Source organism: Novipirellula galeiformis (genome assembly GCF_007860095.1).
Classification (GTDB): domain Bacteria; phylum Planctomycetota; class Planctomycetia; order Pirellulales; family Pirellulaceae; genus Novipirellula; species Novipirellula galeiformis.
Window position 1 is genome coordinate 271,406 of the sequence record NZ_SJPT01000005.1, and the last position, 22,341, is coordinate 293,746.

Genomic DNA, 22,341 nt, shown 5'->3' on the forward strand with positions numbered 1-22,341 from the left:
CGTTCACGAGGGGCCCGGACCCAGTGTGACGTCCGCCACCCCAGCGGCATCGGCAGCGTCCTGAGCGAGAAACATTTTTGATTGCCAAGATACCATTTGATTGCCAAGATCCGACGCCTTGAGTCGAATAGCATGAACGGCACCCTAGTTTCGCACCCTAGTTTCCACTTCCTGGCACTTGTCGAGATACGCAACGTGGCCCCCCATCCTTATCCCCAGGCCGATGCAAACCGCAACGATCCCGACGTCATCATCGCGTCGCTGGCGGGAGACCAGGCAAGGGAAACACCGCTGCTAGCAACCCTGATACCAACGCCACCATCGCTCCCACGATCTCGATTTCGCAAAGGGGTCTCGTTTTCAACTTGGGCGATTTCGGGTCTGTTCTCGCTGATTTCCTTGATCGTTTTGTTGGCGGTGTTCACTTCCATTCCGCTGGTACAATTGATTGCGTTTGGTTACTTGTTGGATGTTGCAGGGCGATTGGCGGGCGGCAGTAAGTTTTCCGCAGCGTTGCCGAATTTAGAGCGAGCCGGCAAGGTTGGCTTAGCGGCATTGGCCATCTTTTTAGCATCGTTGCCGACTCAATTATTGATTCACTGGGAATCGGTGGCGCAACTGATTGACCCAGGCTCCGATCAAGCTGCCACGATGCGTTTCTGGGCGATGGCTCTCTGTTTCCTGGCGATCAGCTACTTGGTTTGGGCATGGGTTCGTGGCGGTTCGTTGGCCCATTACTTGCGGCCCGAACCGAAACGCTTTTTTCAACAGGCATGGCGTCTGCGAACCTACACCCAAGCGGCCGATCGGCTGTGGGATTTCACCACCGCGTTTGAAATGCCACGACTTTTTTGGCTCGGCCTTCGCGGCTTCCTCGGCACCTTGATTTGGTTGATCCCTGCGATGTTGTTGATCGCAGCGAACCGCAACAGCGAGCCCGCCGTGGCCGGCGTGATCGGATTTGTCTGCATTCTCCTGCTTGGCATTTCGCTTCTCTATCTGCCCATGTTGCAAGTTCATTTTGCTGCGGAGAATCGGATCGCTGCCTTGTTTGCGGTGCGCACGATTCGGGGCGATTTTCGCCGCGCCCCCTGGGCGTGGTTGCTCGCGATGGTGATTGGCTTCGTGTTGATGCCGATCCCGTTGTACGTATTGAAAATCGAAGCGACCCCGCGTGAAGTGCTGTGGTTGCCCTGCTTGGTGTTTGTCGCATTCATCTTGCCGGCACGCATTGCCGAAGGGTTGGCGTTGCGACGAGCGCGAAGCAAGCCCGAGCCCGCGAAGGGCATCTGGGGCAGCCTGTCGCGTGGAATGGTGCGGATGTTAATGCTGGTGGTCGTGGGCACCTATTTAACCTTCGTCCAATTATCTCAGTACACCAGCTGGGATGGCTTGCAGACCTGGATTCAACAACACGCCATCTTGCTTCCGATTCCGTTTGTGGGTGGCGTTTAGCGAGCTCCTCAACGCCAAGCATTCCCAGCGCACTTCCGCGTTTTTGAGGTTGCGTGTTATTTACACCCCGAAGCGTAAGCGAAGGAATCTCGATCTTAACTCGGTCCCTCGCTAACGCGTCGGGTTAGGATGTGCTGGGAAAGACGGCATTGGCGCCACTGCAAAACCACTGGATTTGGTCGATCCAACGGACCACCGCTTCGGATGCCCAATTCGCCGCCCCCCATTCTCCCTCTCGGCAGGTCATGTTCGCCCGATACAATGAGGGTTACGACTCTCCTTCGCTCGTTCTCATAAGGCCCTTCGTATGCCATCACGCAATCTGAATATTATTTTGCTGGCATTTTGCATCTCACTGTTGTGCTATTTGACCCATCGTCGTGCGCGGCCGGCAATGATGGTCGGTGACGCCTTGGATTTGATTAATAACCACTACGTCGACCCCATCGATGAAGACACATTGTTGATCGCGGCCATGAATGGAATGACCTCCATTTTGGACCAAAATTGCGAATACATCCCGATCGATGCTTACGAATCATTTCAGGATAGTTTGAGTCAAGAGTTTGCTGGGATTGGGATTTATGTCGAGCAACCTGAACCCAACCAACCCGTCCGTGTGATCACCCCATTGGTGGGTTCACCAGCGCTGCGAGCGGGCATGATGCCTGGAGACGAGATCCTCAAAATTGATGGCCAGGATGTGGCCAAGCTGAGTTTGAAGGAGGTCAGCGGCAAATTGAAAGGACCGATTGGCACCGTCGTCTACGTCGTCGTTCGCCGCGGTGAACAAGAATTGGCCTTATCGATCGACCGCACCACCATCGAGCTTGAATCGGTGATTGGCGACTATCGCGACGACGATAACCGATGGGTTTATCGCTTGGTCGATGATCCTTCGATTGCCTACGTACGGCTGACCAGCTTTGGTGAAAAAACCGAAACGGAGCTTCGCGATGTGTTGAAAAAGCTAAACAACGATTTTCGTGGCTTGATTCTTGATTTGCGTGGTAACAGTGGTGGGTTGCTGTATGCCGCAGTCGATATCAGCGACATGTTTCTCGACCGAGGACGAATCGTTTCGACACGGATTCGCGGCGGCGCCGTTTACGACGAATTTGAAGCGAAGCCGGGCACGTTGGTCAGCAACGACAAACCGGTCGCCGTGTTGGTCGATGAAAACTCGGCGAGTGCCAGCGAGATTGTGGCGGCGTGCTTGCAAGATCACCAACGGGCCACCGTCGTCGGGAATCGCAGCTACGGAAAGGGGACCGTGCAAAACATCTTGCCGCTACAGTATGGACGCAGTGCGTTGCGTTTGACCGTGGCACGGTACTACCGCCCGAGCGGGAAGAATATCCACCGCGGCATCGAGGCCAAAGACGAGGATGAGTGGGGCGTCCGCCCCAGCGAGGGAATGACAGTGAGCGTCGATGACGAGACGCTTGAAAAGCTCGGAAATCGTTGGCGCCAAGCCTCTTACCCCAGCTTGGCGTCCTCGATGGCGCTACAGTTGCACGCCGAGGGAACGCCCACCGCCACCGGTGAGCCCGACGAGACGGAGAAGCCCGCCGCCGATGAGCCCGTCGCCGATGAGCCCGCCGCCGATGAGACAAAGAAGTCCGCACAGACCACTGGTTCCGAAAATCAACCGCTGCCTCCCGGGGGACTCAGCATCGATCCCGTCCTCCGTCGCGCGGTCGACGCGATTGACACCCAGCTTACCGATCACAAAAACCGAGACACGCCGTGGGTCCCCGCAGCGGCATGATCTCATCCCGGTCTGACTTCACACAATCGATTCCCCGTGGATGAACCTACGCTGACGCCGTCACCGGGCCGCTTCATTGGGCCGCTTTATTGGGCCACTTCATTGGGGTAACGCAGCGGTGGCAAACGAAAAATAACCTTCGCTTGCCACACATTTGATACAATCGGAGATGCCGACACTGGGCCGTACATGGCTCACAGGTCGGTCTTTTCTCTAAATGTTAATCGGGGGTTGCCTCTCGTCACGAAAGAAAAGGTTTGCCGGAGCTGGCTGCGACAATTAGAGTCTGTAGATCGCAAAGCCCCCTGTAAACGGAACTTTCGGTACCCACCTTACGACTAGCACAAATCACCAACCCCTCCACTTGGGGAGCACGCACGATGAAAAAGACGTTACTCAGCACGGCTCTGTTTGCCGCCTGCTCGCTCGGTCTGCTAACCGGCTCCGGTTCGGCTTTGGCCCAGAACCCGGTTTTGTCCGAAATGTATGGTCGAGGAGTACATGCCTTCTACGCTGGCCAACTCGACGACGCCAATCAATTCCTCTCGATGGCCATCGACAATGGCATCAAAGACCCACGCGCCTTTTACTTTCGCGGACTCGTCGCGAACACCCAAGGGCGGCAATTCGAGGCCGAAGCCGATTGGCGTCAAGGTGCTGAATTGGAAGCGAGCAGCGGGGGCAATCCTTCGATCGGTCGCTCCTTGGCACGCTTCCAAGGCCCCGAACGGTTAAAACTAGAACAAGTTCGCCAAACGGCACGCCTGGAAATGATGGCAACCGCTGCCAAGCGTTCACAGCAACGCTACGGTGAAATTGATGCCGCGGCGCCTGCGGCCGCCGCCCCAGCGTCGTCGGCTGGGAAAACAGCAGCTCCGCAAAAACCCATTGCGCCTCCGCCGATTCCGCCTGCCGCGGACAACCCGTTTGCGGATGATATTGAAATGAAAACAGGCGATCCGAAGCTCCAATCCAATGATGCCTTCGCCGGCGCTGCGGATGCGGAGGCCGGAATGCCTGCGGCGAGCGAGGCTCCGGCCGATGCCGCCGCCGCTCCTGCGGCGGATCCTTTCGGAGCTGGCGCAGCTCCCGCGGCGGATCCTTTCGGAGGCGATGCCCCGATGGACGATCCGTTTGCCTTTTAAGGTTGTCTTTTAAGGCGAGAGAAAAAGAGTGACCCGCCCGGCACGTCGCCGCGGCTGGGGATTCGATTTCGCGAGCAGGGCTTACCTGCTCGCAAACGGTGCCGCTCACAAACGGTGCCGCTCGCAGACTGTCTCACTCTCAGACAGTCTTGCTGGCTACGCCGCCTTTTGTTGTTCGCCACCACGCAAGCTTTGGTAAAAGCGATTGCGTTGGATCAGCTCTTCATGGCGACCACTGTCGGCGATCTTTCCCGATTCGATCACAACGATGCGATCGGCCATCGATAGACTCGACGTGCGATGGGTGATCATCACGCCGGTTCGGTCGACCAAGAACTTGGCGAGGGCTTGATGGATCAATTGCTCGCTCTCAAGATCGATTTGGCTCGTCGCTTCGTCCAGAATCAAGATATCGGGATTGCGTAGGAATGCCCGTGCCAATGCGATGCGTTGCATCTGACCCCCGGAGAGCCGGGTCCCGCTGCTGCCCAATTTGGTTTGATAGCCATCGGGGGTTTTGCGCAGAATGAATTCATCGGCAAAGGCCATTTTTGCGGCCCGGACGACGGCATGCGAATCCGCGCCCGGCGTTCCGTAGCGGATATTGTTTTCGATGGTATCGTCGAACAGGATCGTCCGTTGACTGACCAAGGCAATCCGGCGTCGCAGATCCCGCGTTTTGATTTCGTTGATGGGCGTATCATCTAACAGCACCTGTCCGCTTTGTGGATCGTCGAATCGACAGAGCAGATTCACGATGGTGCTTTTGCCGCTCCCGTTGGGGCCGATCACAGCGATCGTTTCCCCGTGCCGGATCGTCAAGTCGACGCCACGCAATACCGTCGGCCCCGAGGGGTATTGATAAACAACGTTTTCCAGTCGAATTTCGTGATGGGGTCGAGCGGTGGTGCGGCAATGTTTCGGTTCGGTGACGCGAATCGGTTGGTCGATGATCTCGTAGACGCGATCGGTTGCTGCGATCCCACGCTGCAAGCCACTCCAAACATCCGACAACTTCTTTGCCGGGTCGGAAGCACCAATCAAGAATCCGAAGAACATCAAGATCTCGCCGACTTCCAACGGCACCGTGCTCATCGGGATTCCGAACAAGCCGGTTTGTTGGTTCACGACTAAATAGCCACCCGCCAAAATTGCCAGTCCGACCACCGTCATTCCCAACATTTCGCTGCTGCTGCGCGCGAGGGTGTTGTAGAACGACATCTTCATCGATTTGCGATAATAGGCACGGATACCGCGATCAAACTTCGCCCGTTCAAACGCTTGGGTGCTAAAGGCTTTGACAACGCGAATGCCCGAGAACGAATCGTTCAGCATGCCGTAAAGTTGACTCATCTCTTCCATCGCACGGCGGCTAGCACGGCGAATCGCTCGACTGAGATGATGCATCACCAGGGCCACCAACGGCGTGACAATCATCACAAAAAACAACAACCGCCAACAAACGAACATGGCACCGCCCAAACAAACCGCCATCTTCAGCGGCTCGCGAACCAACCGGCCCATCAACGCCGCGATCCCAGCGGAGACATGGGCGATATCGTTGGTTAAACGCGAGGTCAAATCGGCCGAACCGTTCTCGCCAAACGAATCGAGGTCCAACCGCAACGCTTTGCGAAAGAACAACGCGCGGAGATCCACGGCCGCCGTTTCCGCGATGTACTGGACCAACATTAAATTTATCAACAACGCGACCAATTTGATCGCGGTTCCACCCACCAACAGGGCCACGATCATCATCAACGTCGCATAAGCGTCGCGCGGAGCGTAGGCATCGATCGTCGGTTGCGCCCAACGCAAGTACTTACTCGACTCGGCAATGGCGGTTCGGGTGGCCGTGGCGGACTCGATCTTGAGTTGCAAACGTTTTGCCGACGTTGCATCGGCCGCGGGCAACTGGGCCGTCAACTCACGCACTTCCGCGTCGAGTTGCACGAGCCGCGTATCGACCTCATGGAGCTTCTTCTCGGCGTAGCCGGGTAGACTGTCCCCTTTGAATACGACTTCAACCAAGGGGTACAGTGTGCCGATATTCGCCCCCCACAGCACGGCGATCATCATCGATGTGATCACGATCCCGACGATGGACCATTTACGGCGCAAGGCGATTCGAAGTGCGCGACCAAAATTTCTCATCGTTGTTCGTCGTCCCTGACGAGTCTATGTACGTCAAATTTTCTGCTGAATTCACTGACTTGGAATGTGGCTTGTAGTCGACAAGCGATTCACTCGGCTAGATCTATTTCTTGCTAGCACCATCATATTTCCGCTGCCGATTTGACAGAAAAGCGGTGACGCCACCGGCAATGCCCCCGTTTTGCGACAGCTGGGTCCCTCCACTCGATTTGGGAGTTTGGCGAACCTGTACAAACAAACAGCATAAAAAAGTCGACATTTTGTCTTCGCTTGCAAACCCTCCTCCTTCTACCGGCGTAGACAAACTACCAAGCCGTCTAAACCGATCTCCCAATCCTTCCACGAGCTTTCTTTCCTGATGTCGACCGATGCTGAGATGAAACCGATCGTTCCGATGATGGGCGGCGAAGGAGGATTTGAGACAGAGGAGCCAGTGGCCCCGCTCCGCCTCTCTGGATTTATCGCCCTGTTATTTGGGTTGCTCAGCGTGCTGAGCCTGATCGGTTACCCCATGATTGTCACGGCGATCATCGCGATCGCATTGGGATTGTTTGCCTTGCGGCCTTGGACTGACCCCAAACCGGTCGGCATAACCCCCGCCAAATTGGGGTTACTGCTGGCGGTGGGATTCGGCTCGTGTGGCTTTTTTATCCACACCATGAAGTCGGCCACGCTGGGGCAGCAAGCGGAATACTTTGCCCGCCAATATTTGGATGTGATTGGCAGCGGTGAATTCGCGATTGCCTTGGAGCTGAAAAAAAATGCGGTCGATCGTCTGCCCACAAAGATGCCGTTGATGGAACATTACGAATCGACCGAAGAGACGATGACAAGCTTCACGGAGTTTGAAACCGACTTGCTCAACCAACAAATCCTCGCCCTCGGCCCCGGGGTCGCTTGGCAGCGTTCCGAGCCCGTGCGAGTGTTTCAGTCTTACGGCACTCCGCAAGCGGAAGTCTTTTTGGAAAACCCCGATCGCGACACCGAACCGAAGAAAATCTATCTGTTGCTCAAGTGCGAGATTGATCCTCAAGGCATCGTCCAATGGCGCGTCGATCAGTGCCGTGCTCACACCGAGCAACTGGTCGCCGAAAGCATTCTCTAATCCCCTTTATCGTCCTCAACGAAAGTCTCTCGACCGCGGGTTCAATTCCGGACACTCGTTGGCTAAGTCAGAGATGCGTCCCGCGATCACATGGATGACGCCTTGACGATTTTCAAGTTTCCCATCGACCAACCACAGGTTGCTCGTCTGGGCGATGCGAAAAAAACGTTTCCAAACCGCCGGAAAGAAGACAAGGTTGATCGGCCCGGTTTCGTCTTCAATCGTCACAAACGTGATCCCTTTGGCGGTTCCAGGACGTTGCCGCATCAAGACCAACCCCGCGACGCGAACATGCCGTCCGTCACGGAGCGTCTTCAGATCGCCAGCCCGCACACAGCGTTGTCGATCGAGCGCCCCGCGCAGGAACGAAACCGGATGGGCCTTTAAACTCATTCCGGTACTGTTGTAATCGGCATGCACTTCCTGCTGCGGTGTCATCGGCACCAAGGCTGCGGGCAAATCTTCTTCGTCGGCTGGCTCGTGATCGAACAACGGTCGAGATTGCGGCTTCTTTTCTTCGCCAAGCGATTGCCAAATCGCAGCGCGTCGGTCTCCGGCGATCGACTCAAACACGCCGGCATCGGCCAAGGTCGCGACGACCGAATTTGAAATTCCGCTGCGGCGCACCACCTCGGCAATACTTTGAAACGCCCCGTTTTGTTGCCGCTGATGGAGGATCTTCGTGGCCGCCTCGGCCGACAGCCCACGAACCATATGCATGCCCAGACGAATCGACGGCTGGGGACGATTGGGATCCTTGCGAAGCCCCGATTCCCACTCGCTGTCGTTGATATCGACTGGCAAGGTGCGGACACCATGTTGTTTCGCATCGGCAACCAATTGGGCCGGTGCATAAAAACCCATCGGTTGGCTGTTGAGCAGTGCCACACAGAATGCCGCCGGATAGTGTTTCTTTAAGTAACACGAGGCGTAGACCAACAAGGCGAAGCTTGCCGCATGCGACTCGGGAAACCCATATTCACCAAAACCGCGGATTTGGTTGAACACATGCTCGGCAAATTCGCTCGACAAATCATTTTCCTTCATCCCTTGAAGCAACTTGATTCGAAAGCGATCGATCACTCCGGGACGCCGCCAAGCGGCCATGGCACGCCGCAACTGGTCCGCTTCGCCGGGCGTAAAGCCGGCCGCGACGACGGCCAAACGCATCGCTTGTTCTTGAAAGATCGGCACGCCCAACGTCTTTTCCAAGACGCCCCGAATCGCCTCGCTGGGATACACCACCGCATCGGGGTTTTCACGAGCCTGTAAAAACGGGTGGACCATGTTGCCTTGAATCGGCCCCGGTCGCACAATCGCCACCTCCACGACCAAGTCGTAGAAACAGCGTGGTTTCAGCCGCGGCAACATGCTCATCTGAGCTCGACTTTCGATCTGAAAGACGCCCACCGTATCGGCAGCACAAATCATGTCATACGTCGGCTGATCGTCCGCGGGGATACTGGCCAGCGAAAGCGAACGCCCATGGTACTTAGCAACCAATTCAAAACCACGGCGCAGGGCTGAAAGCATCCCCAGCGCCAACACGTCGACTTTTAATATCCCGAGTTCATCGAGGTCGTCCTTGTTCCACTGGATCACCGTCCGGCCTTCCATCGCCGCATTTTCAATCGGACACAATTCACAAAGTTCGCCTTGGGTGATGACCATCCCACCGACGTGTTGCGATAAATGACGTGGGAACCCGACCAGCGACTCCACCAAGTAGACAAAGCGTTTGCCGATCTCCGTCTCGGGATCCAGTCCGCCATTGCGACAGCGCTGCGCAAAGTCGCTACCTTGATCGTGCCCGCCAGCAAATTTTGCCAGTGAATCGATCACATCGGGCGACATCCCAAGCGTTTTTCCCACTTCGCGAATCGCACTCCGCGTGCGATACGACGTGACCGTCGCGGTCAATCCAGCGCGATGACGACCATATTTCTCGTACAAATACTGCAACACCTCTTCACGACGTTGATGTTCGAAATCAACGTCGATATCAGGAGCCTCGTTGCGCTCGCGACTTATGAATCGCTCGAACAACAAATCGGTCTGACTCGGATCGACATTGGTGATGCCAAGACAATAACAAACGGTCGAGTTCGCTGCAGAGCCGCGACCTTGGCACAAAATGTTTCGCTCCCGTGCGAACCGAACCAGATCCCAAACGGTCAAAAAATAGGCTTCATAATGGAGCTCGCAAATCAATTCCATTTCATGACGAATCAGATCGATCACCTTTTCGGGAACCCCCTGGGGCCATCGCTGCTGCGCCCCTTCCCAGGTCAATCGCCGTAAATGTTCCACCGGCGTCATCCCCTCCGGTGCAATCTCTAAGGGATACTCGTAACGAAGTTCGTCGAGCGAAAACGAACACTGCCCAGCGATCTCAACGGTGCGGGCAATCGCGTCCGGGGCATCGCGATACACATCGGCAATCTCCGCGAGCGAACGCATCCCATGTTGGCTGTTAGCGAAACGCTCGCGATGAACGTGGTCGATGGTCGAACCATGACGAATTGCCGTCACACAGTCGTGCAACAGCATCCGCGGTGCGACGTGGTAGTGCACATCGCCCGCAGCGACCAGCGGCACATCGTTCTGTAAGGAAAATTGACGAAGCCGCAGCGCCTTGTCGCGATCATCCACGCCTCGATGCAATTCGAGGAACATGTAGCCGCGGTTAGCAAAGACCTCACGAAACGCCGTTCTCAAAAAACGGCCGCTACACTGATCGTTGGGAATGACGGCGGCGATCATGCCCTCGCTCGCTTCGGCAATCTCGTGCCAAGCGAGTTCGCAACGTCCCTTTTCGCACCGCATCCGGCCTAGCGAAATCAGCCGACATAGTCGTCCATAAGCCGCACGATTAGTCGGCCAAAGCACCATCGGCGGCGCATCGCTGGGATGCAACTCGCTGCCCACGATGTACTGGATCCCGGCGTCCTTGGCGGGCGCATGGCCGCGGACGATTCCGGCCAGCGACGCTTCGTCGGTGAGCGCAATTCCCGCGTAGCCAAGCGTATCAGCCTGCTCGACCAATTCGTCGGGATGCGACGCCCCGGTCAGAAACGAGAAATTGCTCTTACAATGCAATTCAACGTACTGCATCTTGCCCACCCCGGCGGTAAACGCGAAGCGAGCCAGATTCACTCGAATCGATGCAGAAAAATAAAATCGCCAATTGGACCGTCATTTGCAAAGACATGGATATAACGAACGAATAGTCATGTTGCCTCCTCCCGCACCTCTAATCCGCCTCCAATCTTGATGAAAAAGGCTCCCATGACGACGAATCACACGGATCTCAATCCAACGACCGCTGACGCCGATGTCTCTCATCCGGTGTTGGTCGGGTATCTCTTTTGGATCCTCGGATTTATCGGCGCCCATCGTTTCTATTTCGGCAAACCTTTGACCGGGATCTTGTGGTTCTTTACCGGCGGGATTTTTCTGATCGGCTGGATCGTCGACTTCTTTTTTATTCCCGCGATGGCGGAACAGGCAAACCAAAGATACCCCAATGGCCGAATCGATTACACCGTGACTTGGGTACTGCACCTCTTCCTGGGTATCTTCGGCGTCCATCGCTTCTATATGGGAAAGATTGCGACGGGAGTCCTCTATCTCTTGACCGGCGGGTTGTTTGGTATTGGCTACCTCTACGACACCTGCACGTTGAATGAACAAATCGAGGAAGTGAACCGGGGCGAATGAAGCTGGCTGCGCTGAAGCCTGCGTTCTCCTCCGACCTTTACGCGATGGGCCTTTACGCGATGGGCCGCACGACCACTCGCGCCCCTTGCTTGCCGATCACGCGTACTTGGGTTCCGGGATCGACAAAATCCCCCTCGGTGACCACATCGACCGTAAAGTCGTCGACCATGATGCGTCCCCCGGGTCGCAGCGGCGAGAGCGCTTCCCCGACGCTGCCCACCTCGACGCGTTGCCATCCCGGCAACGATGCAGGAGGGGCGTGAGGGTTTGCAGCCATCCCCTCCAACGCCACGGTGGGCTTGAGCGTCAAGCGGCTCAGCCCTGGGATTTCACTCAAATATTGAGAGAGAAAGAGCAACGCGACCAGGAATGCAAAGAAGGCGCCAAACACCGTTAAGACATCCATTCCGAGGGCCATCAAATCTTCGCCGTTCTGGGGCACGAAAACGCGTCGCGATGCCATCACCAAGGATCCCAACGTCAACGTGATGCCGCTGACCCCGGCAACCCCGAAGCCGGGGATCACAAAGATCTCCGCCCCAATGAACAGCAACCCGATCACGAACAAAGTGACCTCCAACCAACCAGCGGTCCCGCCCAGAAATCGACTCCAGAAAAACAATCCAAAACAGAGCAACGAAGTCAAACCGCCAATTCCCAAACCGGGGGCCCCCAATTCGATCACCAGGGCCGTCAATCCAATCACGATCAACAAGAAGGTGACCACCCCCGAATTCAACACCAAGACAAGCGTGTCGACCCAGGTTCGCTCCATCGTCGGAATCGGTTCCTCGAGATTCAAGACTGAAGCCAATTCGCTACGGTTGGACACCGTTTGATCGATCATTCCCAGCTCCGCGGCGCGGCGTCCGTTGGCGGTAAAGAACATTTCCTTGCCGGCTTCGCGAACCGGAGTCCCTTTTTGCCACGCGTCTTGGTCCTCCAATGCGATCCATTCTTTGTCGGAAAAGTAGCGTACCGTGCCATCTTCTTTGTGAGTGGCTTTGAAGACGATCATATCCTTGTCCGTCATCTTTTCCGCCAATGCGATCGGTCGTCCGGTCGCGGCGGCGGTATCACGAACTTTTTGTGCCAACACGCTACGGCTTTTCGCTTCGGTGTAACGATACGCTCCATCGGCGCCCATCACGATTTCCCCGGCGTCTCCGATTCTCGAATCGGGTAGCATGATGATCTTGTCGCAAGCGAGCGCAAACAGGGCGGCCCCGCTGATCGCATCTTTTTCAATGAAGGCGACCGTTTCGACATCCTTCGCGTCAAGCACCATGTCCATCAATTCGAACGTGACTTGCGTGAAGCCACCGGGGCTGTGGATGTCAAAGATCACCACCTCGACGCCAGAATCGACCGCTTCGCGAAACTTGCGTTCCAACAGCGCGGCGCTGAGCGGGTGAATCATCTCTTGTAGTGGAATGATCACGGCGCGACGCGGCGTGACATTCCCAACCCGCGCTTTGTCAACGCCGTCTTGCTCCGCCGGCCCCAGCGGAGCTTGGGTTGGCGCGGGCATCAACGTGAGCAGGATCGCTGCGATGCATATCGAGATTAGAGTCGGCAAACCACGCATTTTGGTTCCCAGTGCAAGCCTGTCGTGAAAAAACCATGTTTGAATTCTAACAGACGATACTTCCTAGGCTCACCCACCGATCAGATGCGGCGCCAAAAACTGGGAAAGATTAAAACCAGCACGCTGAAGACCTCCACGCGTCCGAGCATCATCAGCCAAACGAACAACAATTTCGCTCCCTGACTAAAGCCTGCATAGTTCTGAGTTGCCCCCACGACCCCCAAACCGGGACCGATATTGTTAAGCGTGGCGGCCACCGCACTGGCGGAATCCAATAATTTTTCGTCCAACGTTCCTTCGTTGACCAATGCCGCGACCTGTTCCTTTGCTTGCCGTTGGCCGCGGCTGCTGAGATTCTCCTCGCGATCATCCAACTCGGCTTGCGACACCGCTCCCCAAGTCCCGCGTGGTTCAAAGGTAATCAGAAACAGCCACGAGAAGACAAAGATCGCCAAGATCATCGAAAAGTAGACAACGATCCCCTGCGTCAAGCTTGGGTCATCGATGGGAGCTCCCCCAATCCGGATTTGGCGGACGACGCGAGGACGATGGGCGCGTTCGATTTCTTGACGAAGAATCTTGTAGAACAAAACGTGACGAATCACTTTCATGCCACCGCCGGTGCTGCCCGCACATCCGCCGACAAACATCAACAACAACAAAATGCCTCGACCAAAGTTATTCCATTGGTCAAAATCCGCGGTCCCGTAACCCGTCGTCGTGATGATCGAAACGACCTGGAACAAACCGTTGCGAATCGATTCACTCAGCGTCCCAAATCCGACGTCCCCCGCGCGCATCCCGAAGAACACGATACAGCCGGCAACGCCCAAGATGATGCCGATGAAGGTGCGAAATTCCACGTCGCGAAACAGCCGTTTGGGACCCCCAAAAAGGGACAGATAAAGCAGCGTGAAACTAGTCCCGGCCAAGACCATAAAGAGGATCGTGGTGTATTCAATCGAAGCGCTTTCAAACCGCCCCAAGCTGCGGTTGTACGTGCTGAAACCGCCCGTCGCCATCGTTCCAAATGCGTGACACAACGCATCAAACAACGACATCCCTTCGAGGGCGTAGATCACCGTCAAGATCGCATTGAGCGCAATATAAATCGCCGCGAAGACGAGCGCGGTGTGCTGCATCCGAGGCATGCTGCCCTCCTTGGTCGGCCCCGGCATTTCAGCCCGCATCATCGCTTTGCCCGCCGAGCCTTGGCCAAGAATCGCAACAAACAAAACCACGATCCCCAAACCGCCGAGGAAGTGGGTCCATGACCGCCAAAACAAAATGCAGTGCGGCACACTCGCGGGCGTTTCTAAATCCGTGATCACTGTCGCTCCGGTCGTACTAAAACCGGATTGAGATTCAAACATCGCTTCGATAAATGTCATCGGACGATCCGGCGCGATCTCCGTTCCGCTCAAATAGTACGGCAAGGCCCCCAACACGGTTGCCAATACCCAACTGAGCCCGACGATCGCCATCGCCTCTTTTTGGTACAGCGGCCCACCGCGATGGCGGCGACCAATCGCCAGCAATCCGCCGCCCACAATCACGCTGACCGCCGTTCCCAATAACAGCCCCCGCGCACCCGCGGTTTCAAACGCTGCCGCAGCCGGCAAATGGGTTCGATTGGCCAACGCCGGAAACGCAAACGGCAAACAGAAGCTCATCGAGCCGCCGATCAGCAAACAAATGATGCCGAGTACACGAAACAGTAACGGATAGTTCAAAGCACGTCGGTCAATACAAGGTAGAAGTGGAAACCTTTTCACTGCACAGCTTAACCCGCCACCGCCAACTATCGTAGAGTCCTTCGCAAGCGGGACGACTCCCCCGTCGAGAGCCCCCCTCACCAAGCGGCGATGGGGAACGTTCTCCGGCTCTTTTGCCCCTGCCGCGGTGGCCCCCATGCTGCGATTTCAACCTTCCTGGTCCCGAAATTGCTTTGCCCGCGCGTCGGCTTCAATCGATGCGGCCATGGTGCCGATTTTACTTGAAAACAGAGGCGAAAAAGCGATTCTTTCCCCCCAAGTCCGCCCATCCGCTCGCGGAGCGTCCGATTCTGGTGGCGGCAACGTGAACCTTTATTCCGTCAACTGCTAAAGGGGCAAAACGATCGAAAACAGGACTGAGCGCGGTTTTACAGCGGCAAGCGGGCTTGGCCACCCCGTGGCATCCTATGTTAAATTGGCCCGCAGGACTGATTTCAGCTGGCGCTGATTTGCACAAGGGTTGCAAGCCACGCCAGTATCGAGCGGGTCGTTTTGAAAGCGAATCAATGTGCGGTCGATTCACCTTGCGCGCGTCGTTGGCCGATCTGCGGCAAATGTTCCTCCCCGACGTCGATCCCCAAGACTTTACCTTGCCGACGGATCCCCCCCGTTACAACATCGCGCCCACGCAATCGGTCGCGGTGATCCGGCAATCCAATGCAGGCGACCGCCGCGAAGGGACCGCGATGCGTTGGGGACTAGTCCCCAGCTGGGCCGACGATCTCACCGTCGGGGCGAGGATGATCAACGCGCGGTGTGAAACGATCGACGAAAAACGATCCTTTCGCAACGCATTCCAACAACAACGATGTTTGATCCCCGCGGATGGCTACTTCGAATGGCAAAAACGAGCTGCGGCGAAACAACCCTACTTGATTCACCGACCCGACAACGGTGTTTTTGCGATGGCAGGCGTCTGGGAATCTAACTCCAAAATCGCCAACGGATCCGAACCGATTCTGTCGTTTTCGGTCATCACGACCCCAGCCAACCAGGTCACCGGCAAGATCCATGATCGCATGCCTGTGATCATCGACCCAAGCGACTTTGATCGCTGGCTCGATCCAAACCATCGCGATACACCCTCGCTCAAAAAACAACTGGCCGCGGCCCCCAGTGACTTCTTCGTCACGACCCCCGTTTCGCGACACGTCAACCACGTTCGCAACGACGATCCCGAATGTGTTCGCCCGATCGACCTCAAAGCCTTTCCCCCTCCAGCGACTCGCCGCCCTCAAGCGACTCAAACAACGATGTTCGACGATTAGAACATTGTTAATTTTGATGGCGGTACCGTCGCGTTCGCGGTGGACCACGTTCTTGCGAACGGGGCTACGGTTTGAATCCCGCGTCATTGGTCAAAATGCTCTAGACGCGTTACCGCAGAAAACCCAACCCGCGAGCGCAGCGGCGGATTCGCGATTACAAAATCGCTAACGGATTGCGTTTCGACTCGAGCGTCCCACGCGTCACCCCTAGGCGGTTTGTCGCTTGCAACCGCGTCCACACTTCGCTTCCGGAAATCTCTCCGGCGAGCAGCGATTGGTAGGCCTGAATCGTGTCTCGTGTCTCCTTCTCGTTTTCTTCGAGTAACTCGATACGAAACCAGTGAACGCCCCGCTCGATCAACTCCGCAACGATTTCCGAACCGCTTTGCGCGGTGGCGTTGTAGAGCGTATTGCGACATGCGACATCCGCTTGCAACGGATGTTCCGCCCCCACTCGGTCTCGCAACTTGACCACGTGCCGGTCACAGGGACGGCCACAATTTGTCTTGTTGGTGCCCGGCGACATCACGCTACAGAACACACAATGCTCCATATGAAACATCGGCATATGCTGGTGTACCACGATCTCTAAATCACCAGGCACGACCGAATTGACCAAATCCATCAACTGGTCACGATTCAAATCGTACGAACTGGTGACGCGTTGGACTCCCAAACCGAGCAACCACTCGGCCGAGCGGTGATTGGCAACATTGAGCGAGAAATCGGCAATCACGGGTTTCCCGGTGGCAGTCAAATGATGAATTGCCGCGAGATTGCGAGCCAAGAAGAAATCGGGTTCATGACGGCCCAGCACGCGCAACAACCCCATCTCGCCGGGCTTTTGCATGCGCACCGAAGCGATCCCGATTTGGGCACCACCTGCGTGCGCGGTGGCAATCGCCTGTTTGTACTGGCGAATATCGTGAAAATCCGCGTACAACGTGCATCCTTCAAACTGGCTGGCCACTGCGACTTGTTCCAAATTGCGGCACAGCACGGCTAAACGCGGCGATGCGTCGGGGCTAGACGAAACGTCTCCGCTCAGCGGAGCGAGCAAGCGACGACCGGCGGCGACATCGATCGTGCGCTCGGGGCGTGATTCGAGTTGTGCGATCAACGTCTCAACCAATTCGCGGCGAAGTTGGTTGAGCAAGCCCACCGGGACCATCGGTCCGTCGCTCAGCTGGGCCGTGAAGGTTCGCAATTGGAAAGGGGTTCCGCCGAGTCGAGCAATTTTCTCGCGCAACATCGTCTCGTCCGCAGGATGTTTGTTGGCTTTCTCGAGCACCTGCGTTCCGGAAACCGAGACCTCTCGTCCTCCCATGGTTTTTGCCGACATTTGCAGCACCGATCCGACCGCCGCGCGGACTTCGATATCGATCGCTTGACGCGCGACGGCATCGGGTTTGGCAAAGCTCTGACGCAAACGACGGTTAAGTTTGGGATCGTCATTCTTAAAGACCGTGTCGTCGAGTTCCACTTCGCGCCAATCGATCTCGCCGCGGCCAAAGCCGATCCATACTTCGGCACCGGCGGCGGCCGATTCAAGCCGCTCGTATTGCACGTCCTCGATCGAATAAATCCGACCTCCTTGCATCGCTTCACCAGCGACGGCAATCGCCAATCCGTCCCCCAACGCGACCGGAGCGCGAAGCCGCACGCGAACACGGTTCTGGTCAAAACCGAGCACCGAGCCAATCTCAATGCCTCGCTTGGAAGACTGTTTCCCAGGAACCAATTGCTTGTGATCGTTACCGCCAAGCCAGCCTGGCGAAAAGCCTCGCGAGAACGACAATTCCATTTCTTGACGCGCGGTTTCGTCCACATGGACTTGGCCGGTGCGGACGGCATCGTCGATCGCACGTCGGTAATGCCCCGTAATATTGGCGACGTATTCGGGCGTCTTTAGTCGCCCCTCGATTTTTAGCGAAGCCACGCCCGCGTCGATCAAATCGGGGATCGCAGCATAACCCGCCAAATCTTGAGGACTCAGCAAATAACGCACCTCACCCAGATCACGATCCTCTCCATCGCAGATAAGCTCGTAGGGCAAACGACACGCTTGAGCGCATTGGCCCCGATTCGCACTGCGTCCCCCGAGCGATTCGCTCGTCAAACATTGTCCCGAATAGGCCACGCACAACGCACCGTGAATGAACACCTCGATCGGCATCTCGGTCGCCGACGTGATCTTGCGGATTTCGTCGAGCGACAACTCGCGGGCGAGCACAACGCGTGAGAGCCCCAAGTCACGGCAAGCCGCAATCGTTTCCGCACTGGTCAAGCTCATCTGAGTCGAGGCGTGCACTTCGAGCTGTTCACAGATCGATCGCACGATTCGGGCGACGCCAAAATCTTGGACGAGCACGGCATCGACCCCCGCATCGGCCACTCGCTCGATCACCTCAATCAAATCCGGTAGCTCCGAAGGGAAGGCCAACGTGTTCATCGTCACGTAGCCGCGCACTCCACGCGTCCGCAGCCAACTCATCAGTTGTGGCAGATCATCGAGCCCAAAGTTCTTGGCCCGGAAGCGGGCGTTAAAACCGCAATCGAGCCCAAAGTAAATCGCGTTGGCTCCATTTTCGACGGCGGCGCGTGCGCAATCCCAATCCCCAGCCGGCGACAACAGCTCCGTTTGCGAAGCAACATTTTTTTGCGTGGTGTTCATTCCGCCAAGTATGACCACCAATCGACCAATTGGGAAATGGACCCTTCAAAATCCAATTCGTTTGCCTGGGTCGCCGTCGCAGGTAACGCGGCGACGCGCGGCGGTCCGCTGCATCCGCTACGCCCCTAAAATCCGCACATCCCCGAACTACTGCCCCCCCATCATAACTTCATTTGCACTCTTTGCCGGATTCCACTTCCACGCCCCCTGCAGCCCAGTTCAGACTTAGACGTGGCCCCATTTTGTCGATTCCTCGCCGCGATTTGCTAACGCGTCAGGGGGAACTCTCCGAAATGGGGAACGCCATTCACTTTGGAGCACGAGCTTGTTAAGGATCTATTTCGCATCGTTGCGTATCGCGATCGCGATTGTTTGCGTTGGCATCAGTCTAATTTTAGGAAGCAAGTTCCTCGGGCTGATCCCTGCATCGATCCACGACAATGGGCGCGCGATTTTCCAATTGGTCGCCTTCTTCATCGTCGGGGGCGTTGCCGCCTACACGTTGTTGGTGGTCCGCTTGTTTGGCTCGTTCGAGATCACGCAAGTCGTGACCGACCGCGTTCGTCAATCGCTCGACGCACTCGCCGAAGGTTTGGTCATCACCGACGAGGCAAATCGCATCGTACTAGCGAACCGCTCCTTTTGCGACACCGTCGGTCGGTCGGCCGAGAAATTAGTGGGTCGAAAACTCGATTCGCTGAAGTGGGTTTGCAGCCGCTCGGCGACGCATGAGGATTTTCCTTGGACACGAGCGATGCATACCCAAACGCGACTCGTGGACCAATTGATGCGTTACCAACATCCCAACGGTTCCTATCGTTTTCTGGCGATCAACGCTTCACCGATCGAGGCCACCAAGGCTGATTCAGGGGGCGTGTTGGCAACGTTTCGCGATGTCACTGCCGTCGAAGAACATCGAGCCGAGGTGGAACAGCTACTGCAAATGCTCCGCAATAGCCGAGAGGAAATTTCGAATAAGAACCGTGAACTTCAATTGCTCGCGACTCAAGATGCGTTGACCGGTTGTGTCAATCGCCGAGCGTTGCTTGAACAATTCGACGCGCTTTGGAAAACGGTCAATCGCGTTCAACCCTTGCTCGCCTGCTTGATGGTGGATAACGACCACTTTAAACAGGTCAACGACACCTACGGTCACCCCGTCGGCGACGAGGTCCTCAAAGCCGTTGCACGCATTCTGCGCGAATCGTTTTCAAAGCCAGCGGTGGTGTGTCGCTACGGCGGTGAAGAGTTCTGTATTGTGATGCCTGGCGTCACCCTCAAAGAGGCAACCCAGGCGGGAGAAGTCGCTCGCCAAAGGGTTGCCGACCAACGATTCGAAGAGCAACCCGAACTGCAAATCAGCGTTAGCATCGGAGTGTCTCACTTGCAAATGGGTGCCGAGGACGCTCAATCGTTAATCAATCAAGCCGATTGTGCGTTGTACGTCGCCAAGCACCAAGGTCGCAATCAAGTGGTAGTGTATGGTGACCCCGAGCCAAAATCGGTGGCGCCCGCCGATGAAAATCACGTTTGCATTTGACACCGGCGGAGCTCACTGAAATCCGCTGTTCGTGCTTTGCACTCAAAACATCCCGCCGCCTCCCATGCCGCCCATGCCGCCGCCCATGCCTTGCATCGACATCGGCATCGGGACCTCGACCGATTCCAATACCGGATCGGGACCAAAGTGCGATTCACGCAGCGTTTGCAGCAGCGACTCGATTTGCTGATGCACTTCAAAGGTGGTTGAAATCAGTAGCGCCGGCCGCGTCGATTGAAACGGTGCCATCGTCGAAGTCCCCCCCAACGCTTCCCATGCGTCGGGACGGATCGTGGATTGGATCAGAGTGGTAATCGTCTTTGAATCCCCAGCGACACCGGTTCCTTCGAGCCAATAGATTCGAGTGAGCAGTAGTGCCTCTGCGGCCTCGACGGTCGTAACCATCAACGTATCACCTTGGATCGTATAGGTCAGATCGAGCCCCGCAAGCATAATGTCGAGAACGGTCTTGAGTTGAACGTCCTTCAATTCCAATCTGACCGGGGTATCGGCTGTCAAACCAAGCTCTTCCAAAGCCCGGCGGTCGATGAGGATGGGGAGACGGAAGTCATGGGATATCTTTTGCATCACCTCGTCCAGTGGAGTGTCGACAAAGCTGTGCCCCTGAGAGCTCTGCAGCGCCTCGGCGACTTTCTTCGCTGCGGCTTCGTCGACGTTGATCCAGCGTGAAACGCCGATGCCTTTGTGAACCAATGTCGCGGTGTCCGCCGTGATCACCATGCCGTCATTTTCCACCGTGGAACGTAACCCATGCGGGCGCAACATCTTTCGCAGGGCGGTTTTCAGCGGCAATTCCCTTGCGGTGAGTTTGAATCGCGTTTCATCCTGCGGTAGTTCGGCAAACGCGACGCCGCGATCATCGATGATGACGGGGACACCGGTTATCGACTCGAGGGCCGTTGGCAGATCGTCGAGTGTCACGTCAACGTTGAATTCAAAAGACTGCTCCATCGCCCTCAGTGCATCTTCGGCAACCTCGCCGACCGGATCTGGAACCACGGTTTGCTCAGCCCACATCGTCCGTGTTCCGCGGGAACCCCCATGGCTGGCCTCCGTTTTCTCTCCCGCCAATTTTTTGTCGAGCGGTTTCTGTGTAGGCTTGTCTCGCGGTTCGGTGGTAAACGCCAGTCCACTCCCACCTCCAACGCCACCTCCTCCTCCAGCAAACTGAGCCAGATGACCGGGGATTGTGATGGTTTCCGCTTGTTCGCGGGGTTGGCCCGCCGAGCCCGTGACCATCATCAAGCCGAGGATGGCAGAACCGACGATCAAGCCGGCGAGGGTCGTAAACAGAGATGGCATCAGTCGGGTTCCTTGCGAGAGTAGGGAGTCAAGAAGATGAGGGTCGACGGGGGAATCGGGAAGATCGCCGCGCTGTAGCGAATCGATCAGCGGTTCACTTACCTGGCCTGCCGTCGTGGTGGAAACGGTCAACGCATTGGCCGCGGCAAACGCCAACACCGGAACGACGCCGCGTCGCCGCAGTCGATCGGCGAGCAGTTTCTTGCCGCGTTGCAATCGGCCTCGCACCGAGCCCACGGTGGTGCCCAATGATTCGGCGAGTGATTCAAGTGTCGTGCCTTCATACAAATGCATCACGATCGCGGCGCGGTAATGTTCGGGCAGCTCGGACAATTCTTCGTCCAACACGATCGCTTCGTGTCGCTGCGTCAAACGGTCCAGCGGATCGTCGCAGTTGGCAATCGGTTCGACCATGGTTTCGGTTTCGCGTTTGCACGATTGAGATACCGCCACCGCAGCACGTTGGGCGACACGATGAAGCCATCCCGCGAGTCGCTCGGGGTGACGAATTTTGATGCTGTTGCGAGCTAAGTATAAAAACGTCGTCTGGTAAGCGTCGTCCGCATCAGCGTACGATCGACACCGCCGCCGGCAAACGCTCAACACCATCACGCTATAGCGATTGACCAGCACCGCCATTGCTGCAGGCTCGTGGTCTTGGTTCCACGCATCGAGTAGATCGGCGTTGGAAATACCGCCCAAATCGTGTATCGCTGGACTTGCGTCGGAGCTCAATTCGATCGTTGCTTCAGTAATATTCATGGCATCTATTACTGTAGTGCGACGAAGCGGGCGAGGTGCGCGCGGAAAATCAAAATTTTTC

13 protein-coding genes are annotated in these 22,341 nt (G+C 56.4%); 7 read left to right on the forward strand and 6 right to left on the reverse strand.

The window, feature by feature from the left end; all coding sequences use genetic code 11:
* The first annotated feature begins 132 nt into the window (after nt 1-132).
* From Pla52o_RS14940 to Pla52o_RS14950, 3 genes are all read left to right on the forward strand, one after another.
* Nucleotides 133-1,455: a DUF4013 domain-containing protein gene (locus Pla52o_RS14940; RefSeq protein WP_146595407.1), complete on the forward strand. Its 1,323-nt coding sequence runs from the start codon at nt 133-135 to the stop codon at nt 1,453-1,455.
* A 307-nt stretch (nt 1,456-1,762) separates the two neighbouring features.
* Nucleotides 1,763-3,226 carry a S41 family peptidase gene (locus tag Pla52o_RS14945; RefSeq protein ID WP_146595408.1) on the forward strand — a complete coding sequence of 488 codons (1,464 nt, stop codon included), beginning with the start codon at nt 1,763-1,765 and terminating at the stop codon, nt 3,224-3,226.
* A 380-nt stretch (nt 3,227-3,606) separates the two neighbouring features.
* Nucleotides 3,607-4,371 carry a tetratricopeptide repeat protein gene (locus Pla52o_RS14950; RefSeq protein ID WP_146595409.1) on the forward strand — a complete coding sequence of 255 codons (765 nt, stop codon included), beginning with the start codon at nt 3,607-3,609 and terminating at the stop codon, nt 4,369-4,371.
* A gap of 156 nt (nt 4,372-4,527) precedes the next feature.
* Here Pla52o_RS14950 and Pla52o_RS14955 read toward each other — a convergent pair whose 3' ends face one another.
* Entirely contained in the window at nt 4,528-6,525 is a 1,998-nt protein-coding gene (locus Pla52o_RS14955; protein WP_146595410.1) for an ABC transporter ATP-binding protein, read from the reverse strand.
* Nucleotides 6,526-6,883: 358 nt separating this feature from the next.
* Here Pla52o_RS14955 and Pla52o_RS14960 point away from each other — a divergent pair, with 358 nt between their 5' ends.
* Nucleotides 6,884-7,630, forward strand: coding sequence for a hypothetical protein (locus tag Pla52o_RS14960; protein ID WP_146595411.1), 747 nt, complete (start codon nt 6,884-6,886; stop codon nt 7,628-7,630).
* A 15-nt stretch (nt 7,631-7,645) separates the two neighbouring features.
* Here Pla52o_RS14960 and Pla52o_RS14965 read toward each other — a convergent pair whose 3' ends face one another.
* Nucleotides 7,646-10,744, reverse strand: coding sequence for an error-prone DNA polymerase (locus Pla52o_RS14965; protein WP_146595737.1), 3,099 nt, complete (start codon nt 10,742-10,744; stop codon nt 7,646-7,648).
* A 174-nt stretch (nt 10,745-10,918) separates the two neighbouring features.
* Here Pla52o_RS14965 and Pla52o_RS14970 point away from each other — a divergent pair, with 174 nt between their 5' ends.
* A complete protein-coding gene (locus Pla52o_RS14970) occupies nt 10,919-11,350 on the forward strand; it encodes an NINE protein (RefSeq protein ID WP_231612365.1) in 432 nt (143 codons plus the stop codon).
* A gap of 52 nt (nt 11,351-11,402) precedes the next feature.
* On the opposite strand, the gene Pla52o_RS14975 is transcribed toward Pla52o_RS14970, so the two are convergent.
* Nucleotides 11,403-12,881, reverse strand: a complete 1,479-nt coding sequence (locus Pla52o_RS14975) for an NfeD family protein (protein WP_231612415.1) — start codon at nt 12,879-12,881, stop codon at nt 11,403-11,405.
* A gap of 137 nt (nt 12,882-13,018) precedes the next feature.
* Nucleotides 13,019-14,611, reverse strand: coding sequence for a TrkH family potassium uptake protein (locus Pla52o_RS14980; RefSeq protein ID WP_315852957.1), 1,593 nt, complete (start codon nt 14,609-14,611; stop codon nt 13,019-13,021).
* Between the two features lie 608 nt (nt 14,612-15,219).
* Here Pla52o_RS14980 and Pla52o_RS14985 point away from each other — a divergent pair.
* Entirely contained in the window at nt 15,220-15,981 is a 762-nt protein-coding gene (locus Pla52o_RS14985; RefSeq protein ID WP_146595415.1) for an SOS response-associated peptidase, read from the forward strand.
* A 154-nt stretch (nt 15,982-16,135) separates the two neighbouring features.
* Here the strand turns inward: Pla52o_RS14985 and Pla52o_RS14990 are convergent, their stop codons facing one another.
* Entirely contained in the window at nt 16,136-18,655 is a 2,520-nt protein-coding gene (locus tag Pla52o_RS14990) for a U32 family peptidase (RefSeq protein ID WP_146595416.1), read from the reverse strand.
* A 325-nt stretch (nt 18,656-18,980) separates the two neighbouring features.
* Here Pla52o_RS14990 and Pla52o_RS14995 point away from each other — a divergent pair, with 325 nt between their 5' ends.
* Nucleotides 18,981-20,195 carry a sensor domain-containing diguanylate cyclase gene (locus tag Pla52o_RS14995; RefSeq protein ID WP_146595417.1) on the forward strand — a complete coding sequence of 405 codons (1,215 nt, stop codon included), beginning with the start codon at nt 18,981-18,983 and terminating at the stop codon, nt 20,193-20,195.
* A 42-nt stretch (nt 20,196-20,237) separates the two neighbouring features.
* Here the strand turns inward: Pla52o_RS14995 and Pla52o_RS15000 are convergent, their stop codons facing one another.
* Nucleotides 20,238-22,280, reverse strand: a complete 2,043-nt coding sequence (locus tag Pla52o_RS15000; protein ID WP_146595418.1) for a sigma-70 family RNA polymerase sigma factor — start codon at nt 22,278-22,280, stop codon at nt 20,238-20,240.
* Nucleotides 22,281-22,341: the final 61 nt, after the last annotated feature.

Bases quoted from the DNA above. Each gene is read 5' to 3' on its own strand.
- Pla52o_RS14940 (WP_146595407.1), top strand. From the start codon at position 133: ATGAACGGCACCCTAGTTTCGCACCCTAGTTTCCACTTCCTGGCACTT.
- Pla52o_RS14945 (WP_146595408.1), top strand. From the start codon at position 1,763: ATGCCATCACGCAATCTGAATATTATTTTGCTGGCATTTTGCATCTCA.
- Pla52o_RS14950 (WP_146595409.1), top strand. From the start codon at position 3,607: ATGAAAAAGACGTTACTCAGCACGGCTCTGTTTGCCGCCTGCTCGCTC.
- Pla52o_RS14955 (WP_146595410.1), bottom strand. From the start codon at position 6,525: ATGAGAAATTTTGGTCGCGCACTTCGAATCGCCTTGCGCCGTAAATGG.
- Pla52o_RS14960 (WP_146595411.1), top strand. From the start codon at position 6,884: ATGTCGACCGATGCTGAGATGAAACCGATCGTTCCGATGATGGGCGGC.
- Pla52o_RS14965 (WP_146595737.1), bottom strand. From the start codon at position 10,744: ATGCAGTACGTTGAATTGCATTGTAAGAGCAATTTCTCGTTTCTGACC.
- Pla52o_RS14970 (WP_231612365.1), top strand. From the start codon at position 10,919: ATGACGACGAATCACACGGATCTCAATCCAACGACCGCTGACGCCGAT.
- Pla52o_RS14975 (WP_231612415.1), bottom strand. From the start codon at position 12,881: ATGCCCGCGCCAACCCAAGCTCCGCTGGGGCCGGCGGAGCAAGACGGC.
- Pla52o_RS14980 (WP_315852957.1), bottom strand. From the start codon at position 14,611: ATGAGCTTCTGTTTGCCGTTTGCGTTTCCGGCGTTGGCCAATCGAACC.
- Pla52o_RS14985 (WP_146595415.1), top strand. From the start codon at position 15,220: ATGTGCGGTCGATTCACCTTGCGCGCGTCGTTGGCCGATCTGCGGCAA.
- Pla52o_RS14990 (WP_146595416.1), bottom strand. From the start codon at position 18,655: ATGAACACCACGCAAAAAAATGTTGCTTCGCAAACGGAGCTGTTGTCG.
- Pla52o_RS15000 (WP_146595418.1), bottom strand. From the start codon at position 22,280: ATGAATATTACTGAAGCAACGATCGAATTGAGCTCCGACGCAAGTCCA.